The organism is Bradyrhizobium sp. BRP20, assembly GCF_020194215.1.
Lineage (GTDB): Bacteria > Pseudomonadota > Alphaproteobacteria > Rhizobiales > Xanthobacteraceae > Bradyrhizobium > Bradyrhizobium yuanmingense.
The window spans coordinates 795,267-819,954 of the sequence record NZ_JADYVY010000002.1; the positions used below are offsets into that span (position 1 = coordinate 795,267).

Annotated in this window: 21 protein-coding genes; 15 read left to right on the forward strand and 6 right to left on the reverse strand. The window is 63.8% G+C overall.

Annotated elements, in window-relative coordinates; all coding sequences use genetic code 11:
* Nucleotides 1-7: 7 nt before the first annotated feature.
* Complete coding sequence (locus I6F33_RS08500) at nt 8-1,696, reverse strand: aspartate:alanine exchanger family transporter (RefSeq protein ID WP_225141927.1); 1,689 nt, start codon at nt 1,694-1,696, stop codon at nt 8-10.
* A gap of 132 nt (nt 1,697-1,828) precedes the next feature.
* Here I6F33_RS08500 and I6F33_RS08505 point away from each other — a divergent pair, with 132 nt between their 5' ends.
* The 4 genes from I6F33_RS08505 (at nt 1,829) to I6F33_RS08520 (ending at nt 7,610) form a co-directional block, all read left to right on the forward strand.
* Nucleotides 1,829-2,509, forward strand: coding sequence for a YoaK family protein (locus I6F33_RS08505; RefSeq protein WP_035999481.1), 681 nt, complete (start codon nt 1,829-1,831; stop codon nt 2,507-2,509).
* 173 nt (nt 2,510-2,682) lie between these two features.
* Nucleotides 2,683-5,436: a decarboxylase gene (locus I6F33_RS08510; RefSeq protein ID WP_225140808.1), complete on the forward strand. Its 2,754-nt coding sequence runs from the start codon at nt 2,683-2,685 to the stop codon at nt 5,434-5,436.
* 17 nt (nt 5,437-5,453) lie between these two features.
* Complete coding sequence (locus I6F33_RS08515) at nt 5,454-7,154, forward strand: aspartate:alanine exchanger family transporter (protein ID WP_109143803.1); 1,701 nt, start codon at nt 5,454-5,456, stop codon at nt 7,152-7,154.
* Between the two features lie 15 nt (nt 7,155-7,169).
* Nucleotides 7,170-7,610, forward strand: coding sequence for a hypothetical protein (locus I6F33_RS08520; protein ID WP_035999439.1), 441 nt, complete (start codon nt 7,170-7,172; stop codon nt 7,608-7,610).
* A gap of 163 nt (nt 7,611-7,773) precedes the next feature.
* On the opposite strand, the gene ppk2 is transcribed toward I6F33_RS08520, so the two are convergent.
* Together ppk2 and I6F33_RS08530 are read right to left on the reverse strand one after the other, a co-directional pair.
* Nucleotides 7,774-8,574, reverse strand: a complete 801-nt coding sequence (gene ppk2, locus I6F33_RS08525; protein WP_109143802.1) for a polyphosphate kinase 2 — start codon at nt 8,572-8,574, stop codon at nt 7,774-7,776.
* 17 nt (nt 8,575-8,591) lie between these two features.
* On the reverse strand, nt 8,592-9,044 hold the full coding sequence (locus tag I6F33_RS08530; protein ID WP_035999435.1) for a hypothetical protein: 453 nt from the start codon (nt 9,042-9,044) through the stop codon (nt 8,592-8,594).
* A 163-nt stretch (nt 9,045-9,207) separates the two neighbouring features.
* Here I6F33_RS08530 and I6F33_RS08535 point away from each other — a divergent pair, with 163 nt between their 5' ends.
* The 7 genes from I6F33_RS08535 (at nt 9,208) to I6F33_RS08565 (ending at nt 17,095) form a co-directional block, all read left to right on the forward strand.
* Nucleotides 9,208-9,633, forward strand: a complete 426-nt coding sequence (locus tag I6F33_RS08535) for a hypothetical protein (RefSeq protein WP_035999432.1) — start codon at nt 9,208-9,210, stop codon at nt 9,631-9,633.
* Nucleotides 9,626-10,861, forward strand: coding sequence for an HlyD family secretion protein (locus I6F33_RS08540; RefSeq protein ID WP_036027994.1), 1,236 nt, complete (start codon nt 9,626-9,628; stop codon nt 10,859-10,861). Before I6F33_RS08535 ends, I6F33_RS08540 begins: the two co-directional genes overlap by 8 nt.
* Before the next feature lie 150 nt (nt 10,862-11,011).
* Nucleotides 11,012-12,853, forward strand: a complete 1,842-nt coding sequence (locus I6F33_RS08545) for a sensor histidine kinase (protein ID WP_225141928.1) — start codon at nt 11,012-11,014, stop codon at nt 12,851-12,853.
* A 92-nt stretch (nt 12,854-12,945) separates the two neighbouring features.
* Nucleotides 12,946-13,926 (forward strand): ABC transporter substrate-binding protein, encoded by a 981-nt coding sequence (locus I6F33_RS08550; protein ID WP_225141929.1) that lies wholly within the window; start codon nt 12,946-12,948, stop codon nt 13,924-13,926.
* Between the two features lie 112 nt (nt 13,927-14,038).
* Nucleotides 14,039-15,739 (forward strand): DUF3300 domain-containing protein, encoded by a 1,701-nt coding sequence (locus I6F33_RS08555; protein ID WP_225141930.1) that lies wholly within the window; start codon nt 14,039-14,041, stop codon nt 15,737-15,739.
* Nucleotides 15,736-16,653: a DUF2950 domain-containing protein gene (locus I6F33_RS08560; RefSeq protein WP_225141931.1), complete on the forward strand. Its 918-nt coding sequence runs from the start codon at nt 15,736-15,738 to the stop codon at nt 16,651-16,653. The genes I6F33_RS08555 and I6F33_RS08560 overlap by 4 nt, the downstream gene beginning before the upstream one ends.
* A gap of 7 nt (nt 16,654-16,660) precedes the next feature.
* Nucleotides 16,661-17,095: a hypothetical protein gene (locus I6F33_RS08565; RefSeq protein WP_306469113.1), complete on the forward strand. Its 435-nt coding sequence runs from the start codon at nt 16,661-16,663 to the stop codon at nt 17,093-17,095.
* Between the two features lie 22 nt (nt 17,096-17,117).
* Here the strand turns inward: I6F33_RS08565 and I6F33_RS08570 are convergent, their stop codons facing one another.
* Nucleotides 17,118-17,636, reverse strand: a complete 519-nt coding sequence (locus tag I6F33_RS08570; RefSeq protein WP_225141932.1) for a GNAT family N-acetyltransferase — start codon at nt 17,634-17,636, stop codon at nt 17,118-17,120.
* A 154-nt stretch (nt 17,637-17,790) separates the two neighbouring features.
* Between I6F33_RS08570 and I6F33_RS08575 the strand changes: the two genes are divergently transcribed.
* From I6F33_RS08575 to fabI, 4 genes are read left to right on the forward strand one after another with little or no spacing between them, the layout of a single operon-like run.
* A complete protein-coding gene (locus I6F33_RS08575; RefSeq protein WP_225141933.1) occupies nt 17,791-20,019 on the forward strand; it encodes a DUF3141 domain-containing protein in 2,229 nt (742 codons plus the stop codon).
* A gap of 29 nt (nt 20,020-20,048) precedes the next feature.
* Nucleotides 20,049-21,011, forward strand: a complete 963-nt coding sequence (locus I6F33_RS08580) for a phosphate acetyltransferase (RefSeq protein ID WP_225141934.1) — start codon at nt 20,049-20,051, stop codon at nt 21,009-21,011.
* Nucleotides 21,012-21,016: 5 nt separating this feature from the next.
* Nucleotides 21,017-22,231: an acetate/propionate family kinase gene (locus I6F33_RS08585; protein WP_109145805.1), complete on the forward strand. Its 1,215-nt coding sequence runs from the start codon at nt 21,017-21,019 to the stop codon at nt 22,229-22,231.
* Nucleotides 22,228-23,016, forward strand: coding sequence for an enoyl-ACP reductase FabI (gene fabI, locus I6F33_RS08590; RefSeq protein WP_225112856.1), 789 nt, complete (start codon nt 22,228-22,230; stop codon nt 23,014-23,016). The genes I6F33_RS08585 and fabI overlap by 4 nt, the downstream gene beginning before the upstream one ends.
* Nucleotides 23,017-23,034: 18 nt before the next feature.
* Here the strand turns inward: fabI and I6F33_RS08595 are convergent, their stop codons facing one another.
* Together I6F33_RS08595 and I6F33_RS08600 are read right to left on the reverse strand one after the other, a co-directional pair.
* Complete coding sequence (locus tag I6F33_RS08595) at nt 23,035-23,634, reverse strand: hypothetical protein (RefSeq protein ID WP_225140824.1); 600 nt, start codon at nt 23,632-23,634, stop codon at nt 23,035-23,037.
* Entirely contained in the window at nt 23,631-24,557 is a 927-nt protein-coding gene (locus I6F33_RS08600; protein WP_225112858.1) for an alpha/beta fold hydrolase, read from the reverse strand. The genes I6F33_RS08595 and I6F33_RS08600 overlap by 4 nt, the downstream gene beginning before the upstream one ends.
* Between the last annotated feature and the right edge of the window lie 131 nt (nt 24,558-24,688).

Below are 24,688 nucleotides of genomic sequence, written 5' to 3' on the forward strand. Positions count from 1 at the left end.
GCCTCCCTCAACCTGAATAGGTTGCGGCCACGACGATCGGGCCGAGCACCGTGAGGACGACATTGCCGACCGCGTAGGGGACGGCGACGCCGAGCACCGGCGTCTGGCTCTCGGCAACGTCGCAGGCGCCGGTGACGGCGGCATCGACCGTCATGGCGCCGGCGAGCGCACCGCAGGTCACGACCGGATTCATGCGCAGCAGATAATAGGCAACCAGCGTTCCCACCGTCATCGGGACCAGCGTGACGACGATGCCCATGCCGACCAGCAACAGACCGTGCGCCTGGATCGCCGACCAGGCGGCAAGGCCGTTGCCGAGTCCGATCGCCGCGATGAAGCCGCCGAGGCCGATGTCGCTCAGGGTCTGCTGCGCCGCGGGCGGCATTGCGCCGATGCCCGGCCTGCGCGAACGCAACCAACCGCAGACGAGCCCGGCGATCAGCGCGCCGCCGCCGCCACCGAGTGTCAATGCGACAGTGCCGATTTTGAAGCTGGCAAGGCCGGCCAGAAGACCCACTGCGATGCCCGCAGCGAGAAAGGCGATGTCCGTGCGGTCGCTCGTATTCAGAGCGTGTCCCACTGGCGCCGTTGCCCGCGCGATATTGCCGGTGCTGCCGACCAGCGTCATGACGTCGCCGAGATAGACGCGCGTATCGGGACCGAGCGGCACTTCCCGCCCCATGCGCGTCAGCGCACGCAGGAATACACCGCGTGCATTGTCGCCGAGCCGGTCAACGATTTCGCGCAGTGAGCGGCCGTGCAGCTGGCGGTTTTCAACGAGCACTTCGATCACATTGCCGGGCAGGTTGCGCAGCAGTTCCCCCGCGTCGATCTCGGCCCCGAGGATCGGCTTGGCCGCGACGATCGCAGCAGTCGGACCGGCGATGACGATGTCGTCGCCGGCCTCGAGCACGGTATCCTGCTGCGGCTTGATGTCGGCCCCGCTGCGCACGATCCGCTCTACGACCGTGCGGCCGCCGATCTCCGCCTCGATAGCACCGATGGTACGACCTGCGCCGGCCGAGACGCGATAGGCGCGGGCCTGGAATTTGCGATATGACAGGTTTTCCGTCTTTGGCGGCGTACCGCCCGCGAGCTCCGCCTCGAGCTTTTTCGCCTCCGCCTTCAGATCGATCCGCATCAGCCGCGGCGCGACGAATGGCACGAACAGGAGCGTCAGGATGTAGCCGAGCACGTAGGTCACCGCATAGCCCGCCGCGATGTTGGCTTCCTGCTGCTTCAGCACGTCGCTCGGCAGGCCGAGCTGCGCCAGCGCGCCGGATGCGGTGCCGATCACCGAGGATTGCGTCAGCGCCCCTGCCGTCAGTCCTGCCGCTGTCCCCGTATCCAACGTGAAGACACGCGCGAAGATGAGCACGAGCGCGAGCCCCGTGGCGCCGATCACCAACGCCAGCCCGACCTGTGCCAAGGTCCGCACGCTCAGCGAGGCGAAGAATTCCGGTCCAGAACGGTAACCGATCGTAAAGACGAACAGGCTGAACAGGATCGCCCGGAGGATCGGCGGGAACGTGAAGCTCCCGAGTTGTCCGATCAGCACGGCGACGATCAGGATGCAGGCGGTGGTTCCGATCGAGAAGCCGCGAATCCTGATGCGGCCGAGGATGGTGCCGATCGCGATCGCGAGCAGCAGGAAAATTTCCGGTGCGGTGGCGATGATCCACCTGACGGTTTCCATGGCATTCCCCCGGCGCTTTGGAGCGATTTGATTGGCGGCGGCCGGATGTTGCTTGATCCAGATCAAGCCTTCGCGGCGACGTGGCGGCGGCTATGACGCGATGGAATTTTCGCGACAGCCCATATTGCCGTCATGAGTACCCTGAACGTCACAACCGGTGCGATCCGCCGCGACGAGACAGTCGAGATCGTCCTGCTGCTCGCCTTTGTCGGCGGCTATATCGACGCCTATACCTGGATCATCCACGGCGTGTTGGCGAATGCCCAGACCGCCAACCTGATCTTCCTGTGGATTCACGCGATGGCGGGCAACTGGGCGAAGGCGCTGCACTTCGTGCCGCCAATCCTGGCGTTCGCGGTCGGCATCGTGCTCGCAGCCTGGCTGCGCCGCGCAACGGGCGAGCGGGCCAGCGCGGTCAGTACGTTGATCGAGATCCTGCTGTTGATAGCGATCGGCATCTTGCACAATAGGTTGCCCGATTTGGCTGGAACGCTCGGTATTTCCGCCGTGGCAGCGATGCAGGCCGCAATGTTCGTCAAGGTCGAAGGCACAGTGTGCAGCACGGTGATGATCACCAGCAACATGCGTCAGGCCATCGAGAACGTCTTCGCAGTCGCAGCAGGCGGCGCACCACTCGGAACGCTGCGCCGCTCGGGCATTTTCATCGCGTTGTGCGTCGTGTTCGGCTTCGGTGCCGCCGCCGGAGCCTTTGCAACCAAGAGCGTCCCCGATCTCGCGCTGGGCCTGCCGGTCGTCGCGCTGTTGATCGTGCTGCTGCGCTGCGAAGCGCTACGTTCGCAGGAGGGGAGATGAGCGCGCCAATGATCAGGTGAGCGTCGCACAACGAACGGCCTGATCTTTTCGTGTTGCGCTGCGAACGGCACGGCGTCGGCCCGCAGAATGCACGCGACCGTTGACTTGGATCAATGGAGCGAGCCGCGCCGCACCCACGATCCGCATCACCTTTAGAGGATCGGGAGAGAGAGATGTCCAAAGACGCCAAGCCCGCACAGAAGCGTATCGACCAGTTCTTTTCCGGCCCGGGCGCGCGGGCAGACGACTGGCGCGACCTTGTGGAAGCAGCAAAGACCTGGGCGCGCGTCGGCAATCGCACAGCCTATGACGCGGCGTTGGCCGATCTTTCGATCATCGAAGAATTTCACGGCTATCCCGGTCCGCACCTCATGGCGGCGCTGCGGGAAGCAGCAGTCGCCGGCGACGGTGCATCATCGTTCGCCCTTGCGACGAGAATTGCCCAGGCACTGGCGACGCGATCCTTCCGCCAACATGCCGGTGACTGGAGCCCCAAGGACGACGGCAACGGCGATGCGCCCGAGCTGGCGCCGCCGGCCTTTGGCGCGCACAGCGCGCGCAGGCCGTATTTCGAAACCCTGATCGTCACCGGCGTATCTTCCAGCCAATGGCCGGCGCTGGCCGCGGAATGGCGCAAGCTGCGGCGCCCGGTCGACGCGTTCATCTATGAACCTGTGATCGTCGGCAGCCTGGAGGACGCTTTCTGTGCGACGATGCTCAATCCGAACATCGGAGCCGTCATCATCAACGAGGGCTTTGGCCTGCGTTCGCGGCACGATGCACCGGTGTTGCGCTCGATCATGGCCTCGGCCGGTCTCAACGACGAAACCGACGCTTCGGCGCTGCGGCTCGCCCAGATCATCAAGCGCGTCAGGCCCGAGCTCGACCTTTACATGATCTCGAACCGCGACGTGGAGGAGCTCGCCGGCAATCCCGAGGCGGATGTGGTCCGTCGCATCTTCTATTCCGTTGAAGAGCTGCTGGAACTCCACCTATCGATCCTCGAAGGCATCCAAGATCGCTACGACACGCCGTTCTTCGACAATCTCAAGAAATACGCCCAGCGTCCGATCGGCACCTTCCACGCGCTGCCGATCGCCCGCGGCAAGTCGATCTTCAAGTCCGACTGGATCCGGGACATGGGCGAGTTCTACGGCCCGAACCTGTTCCTGGCCGAGAGCAGCGCCACCACCGGCGGTCTCGACAGCATGCTGGAGCCGACCGGCAACATCAAGAAGGCGCAGGAGAAGGCGGCGAGGGCGCTCGGCGCCGACCGCGTCTTCTTTGTTACCAACGGCACATCGACGTCCAACAAGATGGCGGTGCAGGCGCTGCTCGCGCCCGGCGACATCGCGATTGTCGACCGCAATTGCCACAAGTCGCATCACTACGGCATGGTGCTGGCCGGTGCGCAGCCGCTCTACGTCGAAGCCTTCCCGATGACGGAATATTCGATGTACGGCGCGGTGCCGCTGAAGACCATCAAGCAGGCGCTGCTGGGCGCCAAGGCCGATGGCCGGCTCGACCGCGTCAAGATGGTCGACCTCACCAACTGCACGTTCGACGGCCATATCTACAACACACGGCGGGTGATGGAGGAATGCCTCGCCATCAAGCCCGATCTGATCTTCCTGTGGGATGAAGCCTGGTTCGGCTTCGCGCGTTTCTCGCCATTCCTGCGCCGCCGCACCGGACTTGGCGCGGCCAACGAGATCGAGGCATGGATGCGCGATCCCAAGTCGGTCGCGGCCTATGAGAAGCAGCAGGCCGAGCTCGGCAAGAACCCGTCCGACGAGGTGCTGCTCAAGACCCGGCTGATCCCGGACCCCCGACAGATCCGGCTGCGCGTCTACCAGACCAACTCGACCCACAAGTCGATGTCGGCGATCCGCCAGGGCTCGATGCTCTCGGTCAAGGACGTCGAATTCCACACCGTGGAGCAGCAGTTCAAGGAAGCGGTGTTCACCCACGCCTCGACAAGCCCGAACCAGCAGCTGATCGCGAGCCTTGACATCTCACGGCGGCAGATGGAGCTGGAGGGCTATGGCCTCGTCGCCAATGCGATCGAGATCGCGTTCGCGATCCGCCAGGCGGTCAACAACAACCCGCTGATCTCGAAATATTTCCGCATCCTCGGTGCCGACGCCATGGTGCCGGCGCAGTACCGCCAGAGCGGCTTCACCGACTTCCTCGCCCCCGGCGTCAACTGGGCGAACACGCTGAAGAGCCTGGACGAGGACGAGTTCTGCCTCGACCCGACCCGCATGACGCTGGTATGCGGCACGGCCGGCTATGACGGCACGCAGTTCAAGGGCATTCTCGCCAACGAGTACAACATCCAGGTCAACAAGACCTCCCGCAACTCGGTGCTGGTCCAATCCAACATCAACAACACTCGCAGCGACGTCGCGCATCTCGTTCGCGTGCTCGCCGAGATCGCGGGCGAGATCGACCGCGGCCTGGCCCAGGGCGGTGCCAATGCGCGAAAGACCTTCGAGGCACGGGTGACGAGCCTCATGAAGGACGTGCCCGATCTGCCGAACTTCTCGCATTTCCACCCGAGCTTCCGCGGCGATGCTGGCACCAAGACCAACGAGGGCGACATCCGCAGCGGCTTCTACGCGGCCTATGACGTCGCCGGCTGCGAGCACATCCGCCTCAACGATCCCGAGATCGACCGGCGGCTGAAGGCCGGGCCCGAGCTCGTCTCGGCCAACTTCGTGATCCCGTATCCGCCGGGCTTCCCGATCATGGTGCCCGGCCAGGTCATCACCCAGGAGACGATCGACTTCATGCGCAAGCTCGATGTGAAGGAGATCCACGGCTACGACGCCAAGGAAGGGCTGAAACTCGTACGGACGGAAGCCTTGGCCAAGCTCGGCAGGCCAAAGCCCAGCGCCCAGCCGAAGCTCAAGGCCGCGTCATAGGTCGGGAGGGGACGAACATGCAGGCATTTTTCCAGTTCTTGCAGCAGTACCCGTATCTGCTGCTGTTCTTCGTGGTCGGTCTCGCCGTCTATATCGGCCGAGCCAGCATCAAGGGTTATGGCCTCGGCATGGTCGCCGGTGCCATCGTGGTCGGCGCGGGCATCTCGGTCTGGGCATCCAGCTATGGCGTGAAGCTGGAGTTGAACAACTTCGCCAAGAGCCTGTTCTACTATCTCTTCATGTACGGCGTCGGCCTGCGCGTAGGTCCGTCCTTCGTCAACAGCCTGCGGGGCGACGGGATCAAATTCTTGTTCCTCGCGGTGGTGTCGAGTGTGATCGGCCTGACCCTCGTCGTGCTTGGGGCGAAGCTCTTCGCATTGCCGCCCGGTGCGGCTGGCGGAATGCTGGCGGGATCGCAGACCATGTCGGCGGCGATCGGCTCGGCCGAGCAGGCCGTCACGTCGGGAGTCGTGAAACTGCCTGCCGGGATGAAGCCCGAGGATGCCTCCGGCATGATCGCTTTGTCCTACGGTATTACCTACATTTGGGGCACCGTCGGCATCATCCTGATCTGCAAATACCTGCCGCGCTGGTGGGGCGTCGATGCCAAGGCCGCCGCCAAGAAGTATGAGCAGGAGTTCGGCGTCAAAGATCTCGAAGGCGGCGCCCTGACCGGCTACCGTCAGTTCGGTCTGCGGGCCTACCGGCTGGAGAATCCTGCGACGATCGGGATGAGCATCGCCAAATTCCGCACGGTCAATCCCGAGTACCGTATCGTCAATGTCGGGCGCAATGGTGAGCCGCAGGGGGCTGATCCCGAGCTCGTGCTGCAGAAGGGCGATATCGTCGCGCTGGGCGGATCGACCGAGCATCTGACTGAGAAGATGGGCCTGATTGGTCCGGAGGTCGCCGATGCCAAGACGCTCGGTATACCCATGGACCAGGCGGAAATCGTCGTCTTCAACAAGGACGTCGTCGGGCGGACCTTCGAGTCCTTCCGCGACACGGCCATCGCCGGCCAGCTGCAGGTGACCAAGGTCGAGCGGGGCGGGGTGCAGATCCCGGCCGGTCTCAAGACCAAGCTGGAGCGCATGGACATCGTCTCGGTGGTCGGCCTGAAGTCGGCGGTCAACGAGCTCGGCGAGATGTGGGGCCGCATCGCGCGCGCCAACACCTCGACCGACTTGCTGACCCTGTCGGTCGGCATGATCATCGGCTTCCTCATCGGCATGATCGAATTCCCCGCCTTCGGTGCCAAGGTCGGTCTCGGCAATGCCGGCGGGCTGTTGCTGTCCGGCGTGATCGTGTCCTCGGTCGTGTCGCGGCTGCGCTTCTTCGGCAATACGCCGAACGCGGCGCGAAACGTGCTTGAGGATCTCGGCCTTGTTGTGTTCGTCGCGATCGTCGGGGTCAATGCCGGCGCCGGCCTGTTGGCTCAGCTCACCGGCGCGGTCGCGCTCAAGATCTTCATCGTCGGCTTCATCGCGTGCACGATCCCGCCGTTCATTGTGTGGGCGATCGGATACCACGTCTTCAAGATCAATCCGGCGGTTCTGATGGGCGGCGTTGCCGGCGCGCGCTCGCATTCCGGCCCGTGCCGCGAGGCCGCGGTCGAGATCCAGAGCTCCGTGCCCTGGATCGGATTCCCGGTCGGCTATGCCGTCTCGGGCATCCTTCTCACCATCTTCGGCTACTTCGCGATGATCCTGGCTCAATAAGGGGAAGAAAACGTCATGAGAAAACTGTCCTTCGGCGCCGTCCTGGTCGCTTCGCTCGCCGCTGTTGCCGGCTTTAGCACGTCCGCGCGTGCCGACACCGGCCAGGTCGCGGTCGTCTTCACCAAGGGTGGCTTCATCGTCGGCGCCGGTGGCGGTGAGGGCGTTCTGGTCTACCGGGGCAAGAAATACCCATTCACGGTGTCTGGCATGAGCGTGGGCCTCACCATCGGAGCGTCGACCACGAAGTTCGTCGGCCGCGCGCTCAATCTAAAGGGGCCGGCGTCGATCGAAGGCTCTTATGCCGTGGGAGGAGCGGGTGGGGCAATCGCCGCAGGTGCCGGCGCCGTTCAGTTGCAAAACAGCAATGGCGTGATCCTCCAGCTCAGCGGCCCGCGGGTCGGCGCGGAAGTATCGGCTGCAGTCGGTGGCGTCACGATCCGCCTGAAATCGAGTTGAAGGGGTCGTATGGCCATTGAGCGATCGACGGCAGCGTCGGGCCCCTAGGGCATGATCCGGAAAAGTGTGTAGCGGTTTTCCGAATAGAACATGCTCAAACAACAACCTAAAGCGCGATGACGATTAATTCCAATCGCATCGCGCTTTAGCGGCCTGACGCTGCTCAATAGCGCTGCGCGACGAAACTCATTTTCTTGAGGCTGGCCTGGTCGTTGTAGCGTCCCTTGTCGGAGCGCTTCGGCAGTTTGATCTTGTCCTTCTTGATGCGCTTGAAGGGGATGGCGCCGAGAAGGTGCGCGATGCAGTTGAGCCGCGCCCTTCGTTTGTCGTCAGAGCGGACGATGTTCCAGGGCGCATCCTTCGTGCTGGTCTTCTTCAGCATCAGGTCGCGCGCGCGCGAATAATCGTACCAGCGACGGAAGGATTCCAGGTCCATCGGACTGAGCTTCCACTGTCGGACCGGGTCGTCGATGCGGGCCTTGAAACGGCGCTCCTGCTCGTCCATGCCGACCTCGAGCCAGATCTTGATCAGGATGATGCCGCCGTCGATGACGTATTTCTCCATCTGCGGGCACAGGTTGAGGAAACGCTCGTGCTCGGCGGGGGTGCAGAAGCCCATGACGTACTCGACACCGGCGCGGTTGTACCAGCTCCGGTCGAAGATCACGATCTCGCCGCCGGCCGGAAATCGCTCCATGTAGCGCTGGAAGAACAATTGTGTCTTCTCGCGGTCGGACGGCGCGGGCAGGGCGACGACCCGGAACACGCGCGGGCTGACCTTCTCGGTGATCGCCTTGATCGTGCCGCCCTTGCCGGCGGCGTCCCGACCCTCGAACAGGACGATGACCCGGAGCTTGTTTTCCCGCACATAGTCTTGGAGATGGCACAGCTCGACCTGGAGCTTCTCAAGCTCCTTCTCGTAATCCTTCCGCTTCATCCGCTCCGCAGGGCCGTCCTTCGCCATGCCGATCCCACCTGTTGCTAATCGTCCCAGGAAATGGTCACGCCGATGTCGCCGGGCACGCCGCCCGGAAAATCGATGATCTGATAGGCGATGCGATAGCCGCGCGGTTTCAGGTAATCGGTCCAGAGCTGGAAGATCTCCTTGGGAATTCCGGTCAGGGTGTTCTCCCAGCCCTTCTCCATCTGATTGATGGCGCGGCCCTTGTCCGTGCAGAGCGAGTTGGGGAAGCGATAGACCAGCACTTCCGTGAGGCCGTTGCGCACCGCGCGCTGGATCACGGTCGAGGCGAGCTTGATCTTCTCCTCCTCGGTCTTGCCCGAGGGCTTGCTCAAGCGCTCGATCAAGGCGCGCTTCTCCGCCTCGGCCGCGGCGGCAAGGCGCACATATTCCTCCGCCTTTTCGGCTTCCTTGAGGGCGGCTTCCTTACGAATCTGGGCTGCGCTGGGGATGAGATCGTCTAGGCCGGGCATGGCGGGCGGCTCCTGATGGTTGTCCAATCAGCATGCGGCTGACGCTAGGTTGGCCCTGACGTGTTCCCTTGACTCAAATCAAACAAACGCGAACATACCCGAACACAGTGCCGCCCATGGACGTTTTGACCGGGAGAGACGTTTGAGCGAGCAGCTTCATCCGATGGCACCGCATCATCTGCCGTTCTACCTCGCACCGGGGAGCGGGACCGATACGCTGATGGTGGTGATGGGCGTATTCCTGATCGGGGCCGTGCTCTGGGTCGGCACGCTCTACTGGAAACTGCACAGCCTGCCCGAGCGGATGGCGCACAAAACGCATAAACTGCAGTTCGAGTTAGTCGCCGTGCTCGGCCTGATCTCGCTGTTCACGCACATGCACATCTTCTGGATCGCCGGACTGCTCCTCGCAATGATCGATCTTCCGGATTTCGGCACGCCGCTGCGCAGCATTGCCGGGTCCGTCGAGAAGATCGCCGACGCGACGCCGGCCTCCGATGCGGAGGAAGTCCAGGCTGAGGCGGCCGTCGCACCGCCCCCCGCGGACAAGCCGGGACCCGCCAAGGAGAAGGAGCGCAGTCATGCTTGAGCTGCTGATCTGCTCCCTCGTCACGATCCTTCCGGACTACCTGTACCGCCGCTACGCCCAGGGCAAGCGCTTCGGGAAGGAAATCACCTTCTTCTCGGTCTGGTACGAGCTGCGCTGGGGCATCACCGCCTGCCTGATGCTGACGGTGTCGCTCATCACCATGATCTTCTACTTCCATCCGGCGACATCGTCGGCGACGCTGTACTTCCGCACCGTGCCAATTCTGCCCGAAGGCTCGGGCCGTGTTGCCGAGGTCAAAGTCGGCTTCACCGCGCCCGTCAAACAGGGCGATGTGCTGTTCACGCTCGATAGCTCGAAGCAAAAGGCTGCGGTCGAGACCGCCAAGCGGAAGGTGGCAGAAGTCGATGCCGCCATGCAGACGGCGCAGGCCGACGTGGTCAAGGCCGAGGCGCAGCTCGGCGAAGCGAGGGCCAACTACCAGCAGGCCAAAGACGAGCTCGAGGTCAAGACCGAGCTCCAGCGCCGCAATCCCGGCATCGTTCCACAGCGTGACATCGACAAGCTCCAGGTGCTGGTCGATCAGCGACAGTCCGGCATCGACGCCGCGACGGCGGCGAAGCAGTCAGTGTCCTTGCAGGTCTCGGCTCTGCTGCCGGCCCAGAAGGCCAGCGCCGAAGCCGCGCTCGACCAGGCGCAGGTCGATCTCGACAAGACTTTCGTACGCGCCGGCGTCGACGGGCGCGTCGAGCAGTTCCTGGTTCGCCCCGGCGATGTCGTCAACCAGCTGATGCGTCCGGCCGGTGTTCTCGTTCCGGAGGGCGCGGGCCGCAAGGCGCTCCAGGCCGGTTTCGGCCAGATCGAGGCGCAGGTCATGAAGACCGGCATGGTGGCGGAAGCGACCTGCATATCCAAACCCTGGGTCATCATCCCCATGGTGATCACGACGGTGCAGGACTACATCGCGGCCGGGCAGTTTCGCACCGGAGAGCAGCTCATCGACCCGCAGAATGCCGTCCGTCCCGGCACGATCCTGGTTTTCCTGGAGCCGCTCTACAAGGGCGGTCTCGACGGTGTCACGCCGGGCTCGAGCTGCATCGTCAACGCCTACACCAGCAATCACGAGGAGATTTCGGCCAAGGACACCTCGACCAGCCGGAAGATCGCGCTGCACGTCGTCGACGGCGTCGGCCTCGTGCACGCGCTGCTGCTGCGGATCCAGGCGCTGTTGCTGCCGATCCAGACGCTCGTGCTGAGCGGCGGGCATTGAGCGGTGAGAGAAGGGCGATGACCCGGTGTTAGAGCCGAAAGGCCATTCAGCTTTGCCTGAAGTCCCGGAACATGGTTCTATACCGATGCTGTGACGATGATCGCGCAGGAGGAGTGGGGGCGTCGAGCCGGCTTCCCGGGACGTGGACGCATGCGCGTGGGCGTCTGGATTCTTGCTTTGCTAACGCTGGCTTCGTGCTTGCTCGAGCCCTCGGCTGCAAGCGCTCAGCAGGCCAAGCGAGTTGTCATCCTGCATTCCTTTGGCCGCGATTTCAGGCCCTGGGGCCAATATGCAAAGTCCATCCGGGAGCAATTGGACCGGCTTTCGCCATGGCATCTGGACATCCAGGATCACTCCCTCGTCGCCGCCCGGTTCGGCGATGAGGATCATCAGGCAGCCTTCGTCTCTTATCTCAAGGCGCTGAACGCACGGCATCCGCCTGATCTAATCGTCTCGATCGGCGCTCCTGCCGCGAACTTTGTGCAGCGAAACCGGTCAAATCTTTTTCCGCGTGTGCCAATGGTGTTGACGGCGGTTGAACAGCGCCGGGTGGATTCCGCCAATCTCTCGCCCGAAGATAGCGTCGTTGCCGTTGCGCATGATTTCCCTCGATCCTTCGACACCATTCTCCAAGTGCTTCCTGCAACGAAGAGAATTGTCGTGGTGAACGGTGCCTCGCCGAACGAAACGGTGTGGCGGAGAGAAATCCAGAAGGATGCTGACCTCTTTGCGGGCAAAGTCGAGTTCATCTGGCACGATGGAATGTCGTTCGATGCCATCCTGCAGGTCTGTGCTGCGCTTCCGCCAGACTCAGCAATCTTCTGGCATCTCATGAATATCGATGCCACGGGCATGGCCTACGAAGGTGATCGAGCCCTGCAGGCGCTCCACAAGGTGGCGAACGCTCCGATTTTCTCCTACGATGACGGCTTTTTTGGACGAGAGATCGTGGGCGGACCCATGTACTCGGTCGAGGAGATCAGCCGCTTGACGGCATCCGTCGCCGTACGACTTCTCGGGGGAGAAAAACCGGCCGAGGTCAGGCCTGCTGCGGTCAGATTCGCGGCTGCGAAATTTGACTGGCGACAGCTTCATCGCTGGGGAATCAGCGAGAGTCGCTTGCCTCCCGGCAGCGAAGTCCTTTTCCGCGAACCGAGTATCTGGCAACGCTATCATTGGCAGATGCTGATGATCTTGGCCGTGTTCCTGGTCCAGGCCGGACTCATCTCCGGGCTCCTGCACGAGCGTCGCCGCCGGCGGTTTGCCGAAGTCGAATCGCGTCAGCGGCTGGCGGAACTCGCCCACGTCAACCGCTACTCGGCCGTTGGCGAGCTGACCACCTCCATCGCGCATGAACTGAACCAGCCACTCGGATCGATTCTGACCAATGCGGAAACGGCAGAGCTCATGCTGAGGGCTGCCCAGCCCGATCTGGCCGAGATTCAGCAGATCCTCGCCGACATCAGAAGGGACGACCAACGGGCGAGCGAGGTGATCCGCAGGTTGCGCAGCGTTCTGAAGAAGACCCCGTTCGAGGTCAAGCACATCGAGCTCAACGATACGGTGCGCGAAGCAATCGATCTCGTGAAGGCCCTGGCTCAGGGGCGCCGGATCACGTTGAGCTATGTGCCTGTTATGACCGATCTTCACGTCAAGGGCGATCCGGTCCAGCTTCAGCAGGTCATTCTCAATCTGATCATCAACGCTTTCGATGCGATCTCCGACGCCGACACCGGAAAGCGGGAGGTCAGCGTCGCGACCCTGCGTGCTGGCCATCAGGCTGAAATCAGGATCGCCGATACCGGGCCTGGAATCGCCGCCTCCGACCTCGGAAACGTCTTCGATCCGTTCTTCACGACCAAACCGCAAGGCATGGGCATGGGCCTTGCAATCGCCAAGACCATCGTCGAGGCCCATCACGGCACAATCGCTGCTGCGAACCAGCTCGCGGGGGGCGCGCTGTTCACGATCCGGCTTCCGACCGCTCGCTGAACGGGCGGTATCTTGATCTTGATCAAGCATCAGGGCGCTGAAGCCGTTCTCTCTCGGCGGCATGACGGGGACGACAGGCGAGCGCGAGGCGTATGAGACGTCGTGACTTCATGACGCTGGTTGGTGCTGCCGCTGCGTTGCCGGTCGTGGCGAAAGCCCAGGACCGAATGCCCGCCGTCGGCGTGCTGACGGGCAATGTCGCTGGTGATCCCGGCGCGCAAATGCGCGTGGAAGCCTTTCAGCAGGGTCTCACCGATCGAGGCTGGGTCGCCAACCAGAACTACCGCCTGGAGGTGCGCTGGCCGGGCCCCGATCGGGCGCGCCAGAAGTTGGAGGCGCTCGAGCTCGTCGCCGCGGCGCCGGACGTGCTGCTCTCGACCAGTACGGGATCAACACGGGCGCTGCGCGATGCAACGCAACGAATTCCGATCGTCTTCGTGGGGCTTTCCGATCCGGTAGGGACGGGGCTTGTCGCCAATCTGGCCAGGCCGGCCGGAAATCTGACCGGCTTTTCGCTCTATGAGCATTCGATGAGCGGGAAGTGGCTCGGCCTTTTGAAGGACATGGTGCCGGGAATGAGCCATGCGGCCCTGCTGTTCAATCCGGAATCGGCACCCTACGGACCGTTCTATGTTCAAGCGGCGCACCAGATGGAAAGCCGTCTCGGCCTCAAGATCGCCGGTGCGAGCGTTCGCAGCGGTCCGGAGATGGCGGGAGCGATCGAGACGGCGGCGCGCACAGGCGGCGGCCTCGTCGTGCTGCCGGATGGCGGCTTCTTCGGATCCCACAGCGCGATGGCCATTGCATTGCTGGTGCAGCGGCGCGTGCCCGCCATCTTCGCAGTCCGTTTCTACGCGTCGAATGGCGGGCTGATGTCGTATGGTGCAGATCTGACCCAGCAATTTCGTGATGGCGCCGGCTATGTCGACCGTCTCCTGCGCGGTGCCGATATCAGCACTCTTCCGGTGCAATTTGCCACCAGGTTCGAGCTCGTCATCAACATGAAGACGGCCAGGGCCCTCGGCCTGACGGTGCCGAACCGGCTTCTGCTGGATGCCGAGCTGATCGAATGATTATTCGATCTTGCGCTGCAGCAGCCGCGATGACCCGTTTCGTTGATCTCGATCAACAAATGCTTGCGCCCCGGCTTGATCCTCCCGCACTCGAAGTCCCAGGGAGGATGTGATGTTTCGTTGCGGCAAGACCCTGATGGCGCTGGCGCTGTTGATGGCAACTTCGGTCGCCGCAATGGCGCAGACCCCAACGACGCCTGCAGCCCCGGCGCCGCAGGCGCAGCCTGCCAGTCCGCCTGCGCCGACGGCCGAGCTCCTGAAGCCCGAGCAACTCGAGGCCCTCGTCGCGCCGATCGCGCTTTATCCGGACGAGTTGCTCGCCAATGTACTGGCCGCCTCGACCTATCCGCTGGAGGTGGTGCAGGCCGACCGCTGGCTGAAGGAGCGCGAGAGCCTGAAGGGCGATGCGCTGAAGACGGAAGTGGAAAAGCAGGGCTGGGACGACAGCGTCAAGGCGCTGGCCAGCACCGCCGATGTCCTCGCGATGATGAGCGAGCAGCTCGACTGGACCAAGAAGCTGGGCGATGCCTTCCTCGCCCAGCAGCCCGACGTGATGGACGCGATCCAGCGTCTGCGCACCAAGGCCTATGACAACAAGAAGCTCGTCACCACCAAGCAGCAGAAGGTCAGCGTCCAGTCTCAGGAAGGCAAGCAGGTCGTCGTGATCCAGCAGGCCGATCCCGCGGCGATGTACGTGCCGTATTACGACCCGGCGACGGTCTACGGCAGCTGGCCCTATGCGGAGTATCCGCCCTATTATTGGGGCTACCCGTCTTATATCGGCGCCGGCGTGGTCGCGGCTGGCATCGCGTTCGGCACGGCCTGGGCGATCGGACGCTGGGGCAATTACTGGGGCGGCGGCTGCAACTGGGGCAACCGTAACGTCTATGTCAACCATCGCACCACGAATATCGGCAATGGCTGGCAGCACAATCCGGCGCATCGCGGCGGTGTGCGCTACAACAACAGCAATGTTCAGCAGCGCTTCGGCAACAACAAACTGAAGGCCGGCGTGTCGGACCGGATGGATTTCCGCGGCCGCGACGGCAACCAGGTGCTGCGCCCCGACCAGGGTGCCGGGGACCGGGCGGGAGATCGTGCGGGTGATCGCGGCGGTCCAGGAGATCGCGCAGGAGATCGCGCAGGGGATCGCGCAGGTGATCGCGCCGGCAATCGTGGCGACCGTCCGGGCGCGGGCGATCGCCCCAGCGCAGGGACACGCGACCGGCCTGGCGGCGGCGATCGTGCCGGTGCCGGTGATCGTGCCAAGGGCGCGACCAAGGGCGGCGGCGATCGCGCCAAGGCTGCGAACCGCGCCGGCGGCGGTTCGGCCAATCGTGGCGGCGGCAATCGTGGCGGGGCCATGAACGTCTCCTCCGGCCGCTCGGCTGCCGCGGCATCCGCGCGCGGCCGTGCCAGCATGGCGAGCATGCCGCGCGGTGGCGGCGGCGGAGCAAGCTTTGCCGGCCGCGGCGGCGGTGGCGGAATGGCGATGCGTGGCGGCGGTGGAGGAGGCGGCTTCCGTGGCGGCGGCGGCGGTGGTCGGCGTTCCGACGCAGCGCTGAAGCATGATGTCGTCCTGCTCGGTCATCTCTCGAACGGCCTCGGCTATTATCGCTTCAGCTACGTTGGCAGCGACAAGGCCTATGTCGGCGTGATGGCGCAGGAGGTCGAGCAGGCGATGCCCGCTGCCGTGACCCGCGGCAGCGACGGCTATCTGCGCGTCCATTACGAAAAACTCGGGCTGACGTTCCGCACCTATCGCGACTGGCTCGCCGGCGGCGCGAAGATTCCTGCGGAGGTGATGCCATGACCGGTCTGAAATCGTTTGGCCGTGCGCTGCTGCCCGGCGTGGTCGCGCTCGCGCTGCTCGGATCCCCCTCTGTCGCGCAGGAATCCTACAAGACACCGGAAGAGGCCGCGTCTGCGCTTGCCGCCGCGGTCAAGAGCGGCCCGAAAGACATCTTGAAAGTGCTCGGCAGGAATGCGGAGGACATCGTGTCGTCCGGCGACGAGGTTGCCGACAACGACATTCGGGCGCGCTTCACCGCGATGTACGACGCCAAGCACGGCATCAAGGCGGAGGGCAACAAGACCGCCACCTTGATGCTCGGGCCGGACGATTTCCCGTTTCCGATTCCGCTGGTCAACACCAGGACGGGTTGGGCGTTCGACACCGACGAGGGACGCATTGAGGTGCTGCGCCGTCGCATCGGCCGCAACGAGCTCGACGCGATCCAGACCGCGCTCGCCTTCGTCGACGCGCAAAACGAATATGCGGAAAAGGACCGCGGCGAGGGCGTCGGCGTCTACGCGCAGCGCATCTCCTCCTCGCCCGGCAAGAAGGACGGCCTGTTCTGGCGCGACGACAGCGACCCGAGCCCGCTCGGCGCGCTCGCGGCCGAAGCAACGAAGGAGGGCTATCGCGGCGGTGATGTCGGGCCGACGCCCTATCACGGCTATTACTTCCGGATTCTCAAAGCGCAGGGGCGGGATGCGCGCGGCGGTGCGCTCAACTACGTCGTCAAGGGCAAGATGATCGGCGGCTTCGCCCTGATCGCCTGGCCCGCGGAATACGGCAATTCGGGCGTCATGACCTTCCTGGTCAATCATGACGGCGTCGTCTACCAGAAGGATCTCGGCAAGCGCACCGAGTTCATCGCCCAGCGCACCACGTTGTTCAATCCCGATGAAACCTGGAAGAAAGTCGATGCCGCAAAACCCTGAGCCGCGCATGCGCGCATTTCGCCTGGTCGCGCTGCTCCTGCTCGCGCTCGGGCTGACCCTGCCGGCGGCGCCGTCCTTCGCGCAGGCCACCGGTCAGGTCAGAGTGAAGATCGTCAAGGCGGGCCTCCTGGCCGGCGGTGGCGCCGGCAGCGGCGTGTTGACGTACCGGGGCAAGACCTATCCCTTCAGCGTCAGCGGCGTGAGCTTGGGCATCACGGTCGGTGCAAGTGTCGGTCGCCTCGACGGCTGGGCATCCGGCATTAGGGAGGTCAGAGATTTTGCCGGCAACTACAGCTCCGTCGGCGGCGGCTTTGCGCTGGTCGGCGGTGCCAACGGTGTGCACCTCCGCAACGAAAAGGGCGTCACGATGGTGCTGCAAGGCCCGAAGGCGGGGCTCGAGCTGGCGGCCAACATCAGTCGGATCACGATTGCTTTGAGGTAAGGCTCAGTCCGGGCGCGCGGGATCAAAGCGTGAGCGACAGCCGCACCGTTCTCGGATCGTCGCTCCGCGCAGGCTTGAAGCCCGCCTTCGCAAACACGCTTCGCATGGCCCCGTTGTCGGACAGAACTTCCGCGATGAGCTCTCTTACGCCTTGTTCGCGCGCGATCTCTGTCAGGTGCCTCAGCAATAAGGAGCCCACCCCGCGACCTTGCCAGGCATCCACCACGACGAAGGCCATCTCGGCCCGACCGGGCTCGACGATGACGTACCGGCCGCCGCCGATAATGGCGTATCGACCCTGTTCCTCGGCGAGAGCGGCCAGCGCAACGTGATTGCTGAAATCCACGTCCATGAAGAAGGCACGCTCCTTCTCCGAGAAATGCCGTTTCAAAACGAAGAACCGGTTCTGCAGCGACTGCGGTCCGGTACGCGCGACGGCGGCGAGCATGTCCGCCTCGTCGCTGGCGCGAAGCGCGCGGACCTGGATCGGGGTGCTGTCCTTCAGCACGGTTTGCACGCTGTAAGTTGCAGCTTGGGACATTGCCGATGTCGCTCTTTCAAAACCGGCCGGCCGGGTCTCATGCCCTATAATGCAGGATAGACGCCTCCGAAGCGTGCAGATCATCTTGACCTAGATCAACGTTCGTCCTCGCTGCAAGCCGTCAATTGGCCGAGGCGACGGAGAGGTCGAGAACATGTCCATGCACAAGATGCAAATTCCGGGCGGTCCCATGTCGGGGCTGGTCGCCTCGGCAGTCGAATACCTCGTCGATGCGGGACAGCGCAGTATCCTGTTCCTGGATATCATGCGCCGGCGCGGGGACCAGTACAGGGAGCACCTCGCGCAAACCGCCCCGCATGTTCTGCAATATGCGGCGGAGTTGATCATCGACGGGCGCCAGCTCGCCGAACCCGTCAATTACGCGCTGGTGCGCATCGTTCCGCCCGCCAACGTCGAGATCGACATGAACCGGCGGCCGTTCGTCGTGGTCGATCCGCGTGCGGGCCACGGCCCCGGCATCGGCGGCTTCAAGGCCGACAGCGAGATCGGGGTGGCGATGAAAGCAGGCCATCCCTGCTACTTCATCGGATTCCTGCCGGACCCGATGCCCGGTCAGACCATCGAGCGCATCGCGCGTGCCGAAGCCATCTTCATCGAAAAGGTCATGAGCCTTCACCCGGATGCCGACGGCAAGCCCTGCGTGATCGGCAATTGTCAGGCCGGATGGGCCGTCATGATCCTGGCCTCGCTACGTCCCGAGCTATTCGGCCCGCTGATCATCGCCGGCGCGCCGCTGGCCTATTGGGCCGGCGTGCATGGAAAATATCCGATGCGCTACTCGGGCGGGCTGTTGGGCGGAAGCTGGTTGACGGCCCTGACCTCCGATCTCGGCGCCGGCAAGTTCGATGGTGCTTGGCTGGTGCAGAACTTCGAGAACCAGAACCCGTCGAATACGCTCTGGACCAAGCAATACAACGTCTATTCCAAGGTCGACACCGAGGCGGATCGTTACCTCGAGTTCGAGCGTTGGTGGGGCGGCCACGTCAACCTGAACGCCGAGGAGATCCAATTCATCGTCGATGAGCTGTTCGTCGGCAACAACCTCGCGGCCGGCAACATCGAAATGTCCGATGGCCGGAAGGTCGACCTTCGCAACATCAGATCCCCGATCGTGGTGTTCTGCTCGGAGGGCGACAACATCACGCCGCCGCAGCAGGCGCTGCATTGGATCCTCGATTGCTATGCCGATGTCGACGAGATCAGGGCCTATGGCCAGACCATCGTCTACACCGTGCACCAGAACATCGGCCATCTCGGCATCTTCGTCTCCGGCGGCGTCGCCAAGAAGGAGCACGCGGAATTTTCCAGCAACATCGACCTCATCGACGTTCTGCCGCCCGGACTCTATGAAGCGACGTTCGAGGCGAAGGATGAGGAAACCGCAAGTTCGGATCTGGTCGTCGGCCAGTGGGTGATGCGCTGCGAAGCGCGGACGCTCGACGACATCCGCGCCATGGGCGGCAATTCGCCTGAGGACGAGCGACGCTTTGCCACCGCCAAACGAATCTCGGAAATCAACCTGGCGGCCTATCGAAAATTCGTCCAGCCATGGCTCAAGCGCATGGTGACGCCACAGATGGCCGAATGGGCTCACAACATGCATCCGCTGCGGCTGCAATACGAGCTGTTCAGCAGCCAGAATCCTTTCATGGCGACGGTGAAATCATTGGCCGAGAAGGCCGCCGAGAAGCGCAAGCCGGTCGCTGCGGACAATCCGTTCCTGGCGTTCCAGGAGCAGATCTCGAAGCAGGTCGTTCACGCCCTCGACAGCTGGCGCGATTCACAGGAGGCGCTCAGCGAAGCGATGTTCCTCAGCGTCTACGGATCCCCGGCGCTCCAGGCGGCGGTCGGGATCGATCCGACGTCCACGCCGTCGCGTCGGCGTGAGATGTCCGCCGAGCATCGCACCATGCTCGAGAAGCGCATTGCCGAGCTGAAGTCGCGGATCGGTGAGGGCGGCCTCCGTGAAGCGGCGTTGCGCGCTTTGCTCTATGTCGGCTCGGCACGGGGGATGGTGGACGAACGCAGCATCGTGGCTCTGCGCCGGGTCCGCCGGGATCATGGCGGCGCACGCATGTCTCTTGCCGAGTTCAAGATGCTGGTACGCGAGCAGTTCTTCATGCTGCTGCTCGACCGGGAAGGGGCGCTCGCTGCAATCCCGAAATTGCTGCCTGACGACATGAACGTTCGCCGCGCAGCATTCGAGGCGATCGAGCAGGTGCTGTCGGCCAGTGCGGATGTCACCGGCGAGCGCGCCAACCGGCTGCGGCAGATCGCCGGCCTGTTTGGCCTCGACACCGCGGAAGGTGCCGAAAGGGCGTCGAACGTTGCCCCTTTCGATCCCAAGGCGAAGGCGTCGTAACGCGAGTTGCAAGGATCGGGAGCGACATCATGTCAGCAGATGCGACGGCCACGCAGTCTCCCAGCAAGTATGATCGCCTGATCGCGGCGGCCAGGGCAATCCCGCCGACGCCGACCGTCGTGGTGCATCCCTGCGATGAGACATCCTTGCGCGGCGCCGTCGACAGCGCGTCTGCCGGCATCATCCGGCCGCTCCTGGTCGGACCGGAGCGGAAGATCCGGGATACGGCTGGCACGTTCGGCCTGGACATCTCGGGTTATGAGATCGTGGATGCCGCGCACAGCGACGAAGCCGCGGCGAGGGGTGTCGAATTGATCCATGCCGCGCGCGGCGAACTGCTCATGAAGGGCAGCCTTCACACCGACGAGCTGATGCGAGCCGTCACGGCCAAAGTCGGGGGATTGCGCACCGATCGGCGCATCAGCCACGTTTTCGTCATGGATGTGCCGGCCTACGCCGAGACGATCTTCGTCACTGACGCCGCAATCAACATCTTCCCCGATCTGGACGCCAAGCGGGACATCATTCAGAACGCGATCGATCTCTACAATCAGGCGGGCTTCGGCAAGTCGCCGCGGGTGGCCATCCTTTCCGCGGTCGAAACCGTCACATCGAAGATTCCATCCACGATCGAGGCCGCGGCGCTCTGCAAAATGGCGGATCGCGGCCAGATCACGGGCGGCGTGATCGACGGGCCGCTGGCGTTCGACAACGCGATCGACCTCGAATCCGCGCGGATCAAGGGCATCAAGTCCGAGGTGGCCGGCCGTGCTCAGATCCTGGTCGTGCCCGACCTCGAAGCGGGCAACATGCTGGCCAAGAACCTCGCCTATTTCGCCAAGGCCGACGGCGCCGGCATTGTGCTCGGCGCGCGCGTCCCCGTCGTCCTGACCTCGCGTGCGGACAGCCCAAGAGCGCGGATGGCGTCCTGCGCGGTTGCTGCACTTTATGCTCACGCGCGGCGCCAGAAGGCGCCGACAGTCGCGGTGTGACCGCCATGGACAGCATCCTCGTCGTCAACGCCGGCTCATCGAGCGTCAAGTTCCAGGTCTTTGCGGTCGAGGGTGAGGGCGTTCTGCGCCGCCTGATCAAGGGGCAGGTGGACGGCATCGGCAGCCGTCCGCGCTTGCGGGCGAGCAGGGCAGGCAATGATCCCATGGCGGACCGGGCCTATCCGATCGAGGCCATTCCGGACGTGCCGGCGGCGATGCAAGTCGCGGGGGAATGGCTGCGGAACGAGGCGCGCATCCATCCATTGGCGGTCGGGCATCGCGTCGTCCATGGCGGGCCGGATCATGAGCGGCCAATTCTCGTCGATCATGGCGTGGTGGCACGGCTAGAACGCTTCGTCACGTTAGCGCCGCTGCATCAGCCGCACAATCTCGCGCCGATCCGCTCGATCCTGGCCAATTTCCCGACGATACCCCAGGTCGCGTGCTTCGACACCGCGTTTCACCGCACGCACGGTCCGCTGGCCGATCATTACGCCATCCCCTACCAGCTTCACGCCGAAGGTGTGCGACGCTACGGCTTTCACGGGCTCTCCTATGAGTACATCTCCAGGACCTTGCCCCAGATTGCGCCAGAGGTCGCAAAGCGCCGGGTGATTGTCGCCCATCTCGGCAGTGGCGCGTCGATGTGCGCGATGAAGAATGGGCTGAGCGTCGAGAGCACGATGGGATTCACCGCGCTCGATGGGCTGCCGATGGGCACGCGCCCGGGCCAGCTCGATCCGGGCGTCGTGCTGTACCTATTGTCCGAGAAGGGGATGACGCCGTCGAAGGTGCAGGATTTTCTCTATCGCGATTGCGGATTGAAGGGGCTTTCCGGGCTCAGCAACGACATGCGCGAGCTGGAGGCGAGCACGGATCCGCAAGCGAAGCTGGCGGTGGACTATTTCGTCTATCGCATCGGCCTCAACGCCGGAATGCTGGCGGCGGCGTTGCAGGGGATCGATGCCTTCGTCTTCACCGCCGGCATCGGCGAGAACTCGAGCGGCATCCGCGCGCGTGTGGCGGAGCAGCTCGGCTGGCTTGGCGTGGCACTCGACCCAGCCGAGAACACGCGCCATTCGCGGCTGATATCGGCAAAGACGAGTCTCGTTCCGGTCTACGTCGTCCCGACGGACGAGGAGCTCATGATTGCGCAGCACACGCTGACGCTGTTGATGAACGGCCAATCGCCCAACCCCAGACAAGAGAGGGTGTCATGATTCCAGTATTTCCGGACAGCAAGGTCGCACTAAAGGGGAAGAAGGGCCTCGTCGTCGGCATCGCCAACGACCAATCGATCGCCTGGGGCTGCGCCAGGGCGTTTCGCGCGCTCGGAGCCGATCTCGCCGTCACCTATCTGAACGACCGCGCCAAGAAGCACGTCGAGCCGTTGGCGCAGGCCCTCGAAGCGCCGATCTTCCTGCCGCTCGACGTCATGGTCGAAGGCCAGACTGAAGCGGTATTCGAGCGGATCAAGTCGGAGTGGGGGCAGCTCGATTTCCTGCTTCATTCCATCGCCTTTTCGCCGAAGGAAGCATTGCACGGCCGCGTCGTCGACGTCGGCCGCGACGGCTTTCTGAAGACCATGGACGTCTCCTGCTGGTCGTTCCTGCGGATGGCACATTTAGCCGAACCCCTGATGAAGAACGGCGGCACGATGTTCACCATGACCTATTACGGCAGCCAGATGGTGGTGGAGAACTATAACATCATGGGCGTTGCCAAGGCGGCGCTCGAAGCCGCGGTCCGCTATGCCGCTGCCGAGCTCGGTCCGAAGGGCATCCGCGTGCACGCGATCTCGCCAGGGCCGCTCGCCACCCGCGCGGCCTCGGGCATTCCGGAGTTCGACGAGCTAATGGACAAGGCGCAATCCAAGGCGCCCTCGCGCTGCCTCGTCAGCATCGACGATGTCGGCAACGCCACCGCGTTCCTGGCGCTCGACGGCGCCAAGCTGATCACCGGTGGCGTGCTCTATATCGACGGCGGCTATCACATCATCGATTGAGCGCGCAATCGCGCGTTGTCATGCCGGCGGTACGCCGATGCCGATGCACTCGAGTAATTCGCGCCAGAGCTTGCGGACGTCGGCGTGACGCTGCGCGAGCGCCGCACTGACCGCGTCGCGATGCGGCGCAAGGTCTGTGCTCTTCAGAAACAGAATCTGGGCCTGCAACAGCCGGCCACTCTCAAATTCGATCCGGCGTAGCGCCATAACAAAAGGATCCTGCGCATTGGCCTCGATCGGTAGGATCGCAGCCGGCCGTATGCCGGCATGCACGGCGTGGGCAAGCGCTGCGAGGTGAATCATTTGGGCAAGGCGAGGGTCTGCGATCCCTTCGACCGGTGCAGGCAGCCAGGCGGACTCCCAGGAGGCGAGCATGTAACCCAGGGAAGGATCCAGCACCCAGGACGTGGCGCGCAGCAGCAGCGAGACGATCTCGGTCTCGCGATAAAATTGAGCATTCAATTCGGTCTGCCATGCCGCGTCGAGCCTCGCGGGCAGCATGAAAGCGAATTGCCGAGCCAGGGCGCCGTGCGCCGAAATCAGGAATGCTGCGACCTTCGTCTGCTGGTTCGGTGGAATGCGACCGTCCGGCGCGACGGGACCGAGGAAGCCGCTCATGGCAGCGCTCGCTTGACCGGGATGGCACGCAGATGATCGTAGCCGGCAGGAAACGGCGTGAGCTCGCCGCCGGGCTGGTCCGGCGCCACCCAGACCGCTTGATTGCCCTGCCAGCGGCCGGCCAGCACGTCTTCGGCAAAGCGCGCCAGCAGATCGGCGGTCAGTGCCCCTTTCTCCAGCGTGAAGGCGTGATAGGCCCTGGGGATGATCACCAATGAGCTGTTCTGAATCTCGACACGCAATGTTTCGTGGAGAGCCCGCGGCGTCAGGAAATCGAACTCGCCGTTGAGAATCATGGTCGGAACGGCGATCGCGGACAGGCGCGGCGTGAGCGGCTGGAAGTCGAGGAAAGATTCCATCAGGTTTTGCAGCGCGTAGACGTCGTTGACCAGCCAACCTTGCCGCTTCACGCTCTCGAGCTTGTCCAGCAGTGGCTTCAGCCATTGGTCCGAGAGGTTCATGGGCAACAGGAGATCCTGGAGGTAACTCGTGCCACCGAGGATCAGGCCGGTCCGCAGCGCATTGCCAAGCAGCAAGAGTTGCGGCGACAGCTCCGCAAAGCAGCTCATCGGCACCAGCCCGGCCAGCCGCTTGCCATGCTCGATCGCATATCGCAGCGCGATCAGGCCGCCAAAGCTGATCCCGCTCAGAAAGATCGGACCGTCCCCGAGTTCGTCGATGAGGAGGCGCAGTGCAGCGACTTGATCGTCCTGGCTGATGAAGAGCCTCGGCTTGTCGGAGGCGCCCTGGCCGAGAAGATCGAAGGTCGCAACGCGAAAGCCTCGCGCCGACAAGGCCTCGCGATAGGCGCTCCACAGCTCGGAATATTGCGTCAGCCCGTTCACGAGAACATAGGCCGGTGCGCCCGCCGGCCCGTCGAGCTCATAGCGGATCCGATATGAGCCGTGGCTGAGGAAGGGCATCGCGAGGGTACCGCCGGTCTTTTGATGCCCGCGATCCTCGATTCCTCCGAGCGGATTCCATTGAGCTAGATCAAACCTTCCCCGGCCGCCCTGCCTAGCGTTTCAGGAAAATCTTCCAGGGAGGATCGCAT

Bases quoted from the DNA above. Each gene is read 5' to 3' on its own strand.
- I6F33_RS08500 (WP_225141927.1), bottom strand. From the start codon at position 1,696: ATGGAAACCGTCAGGTGGATCATCGCCACCGCACCGGAAATTTTCCTG.
- I6F33_RS08505 (WP_035999481.1), top strand. From the start codon at position 1,829: ATGAGTACCCTGAACGTCACAACCGGTGCGATCCGCCGCGACGAGACA.
- I6F33_RS08510 (WP_225140808.1), top strand. From the start codon at position 2,683: ATGTCCAAAGACGCCAAGCCCGCACAGAAGCGTATCGACCAGTTCTTT.
- I6F33_RS08515 (WP_109143803.1), top strand. From the start codon at position 5,454: ATGCAGGCATTTTTCCAGTTCTTGCAGCAGTACCCGTATCTGCTGCTG.
- I6F33_RS08520 (WP_035999439.1), top strand. From the start codon at position 7,170: ATGAGAAAACTGTCCTTCGGCGCCGTCCTGGTCGCTTCGCTCGCCGCT.
- ppk2 (WP_109143802.1), bottom strand. From the start codon at position 8,574: ATGGCGAAGGACGGCCCTGCGGAGCGGATGAAGCGGAAGGATTACGAG.
- I6F33_RS08530 (WP_035999435.1), bottom strand. From the start codon at position 9,044: ATGCCCGGCCTAGACGATCTCATCCCCAGCGCAGCCCAGATTCGTAAG.
- I6F33_RS08535 (WP_035999432.1), top strand. From the start codon at position 9,208: ATGGCACCGCATCATCTGCCGTTCTACCTCGCACCGGGGAGCGGGACC.
- I6F33_RS08540 (WP_036027994.1), top strand. From the start codon at position 9,626: ATGCTTGAGCTGCTGATCTGCTCCCTCGTCACGATCCTTCCGGACTAC.
- I6F33_RS08545 (WP_225141928.1), top strand. From the start codon at position 11,012: ATGCGCGTGGGCGTCTGGATTCTTGCTTTGCTAACGCTGGCTTCGTGC.
- I6F33_RS08550 (WP_225141929.1), top strand. From the start codon at position 12,946: ATGAGACGTCGTGACTTCATGACGCTGGTTGGTGCTGCCGCTGCGTTG.
- I6F33_RS08555 (WP_225141930.1), top strand. From the start codon at position 14,039: ATGTTTCGTTGCGGCAAGACCCTGATGGCGCTGGCGCTGTTGATGGCA.
- I6F33_RS08560 (WP_225141931.1), top strand. From the start codon at position 15,736: ATGACCGGTCTGAAATCGTTTGGCCGTGCGCTGCTGCCCGGCGTGGTC.
- I6F33_RS08565 (WP_306469113.1), top strand. From the start codon at position 16,661: ATGCGCGCATTTCGCCTGGTCGCGCTGCTCCTGCTCGCGCTCGGGCTG.
- I6F33_RS08570 (WP_225141932.1), bottom strand. From the start codon at position 17,636: ATGTCCCAAGCTGCAACTTACAGCGTGCAAACCGTGCTGAAGGACAGC.
- I6F33_RS08575 (WP_225141933.1), top strand. From the start codon at position 17,791: ATGTCCATGCACAAGATGCAAATTCCGGGCGGTCCCATGTCGGGGCTG.
- I6F33_RS08580 (WP_225141934.1), top strand. From the start codon at position 20,049: ATGTCAGCAGATGCGACGGCCACGCAGTCTCCCAGCAAGTATGATCGC.
- I6F33_RS08585 (WP_109145805.1), top strand. From the start codon at position 21,017: ATGGACAGCATCCTCGTCGTCAACGCCGGCTCATCGAGCGTCAAGTTC.
- fabI (WP_225112856.1), top strand. From the start codon at position 22,228: ATGATTCCAGTATTTCCGGACAGCAAGGTCGCACTAAAGGGGAAGAAG.
- I6F33_RS08595 (WP_225140824.1), bottom strand. From the start codon at position 23,634: ATGAGCGGCTTCCTCGGTCCCGTCGCGCCGGACGGTCGCATTCCACCG.
- I6F33_RS08600 (WP_225112858.1), bottom strand. From the start codon at position 24,557: ATGCCCTTCCTCAGCCACGGCTCATATCGGATCCGCTATGAGCTCGAC.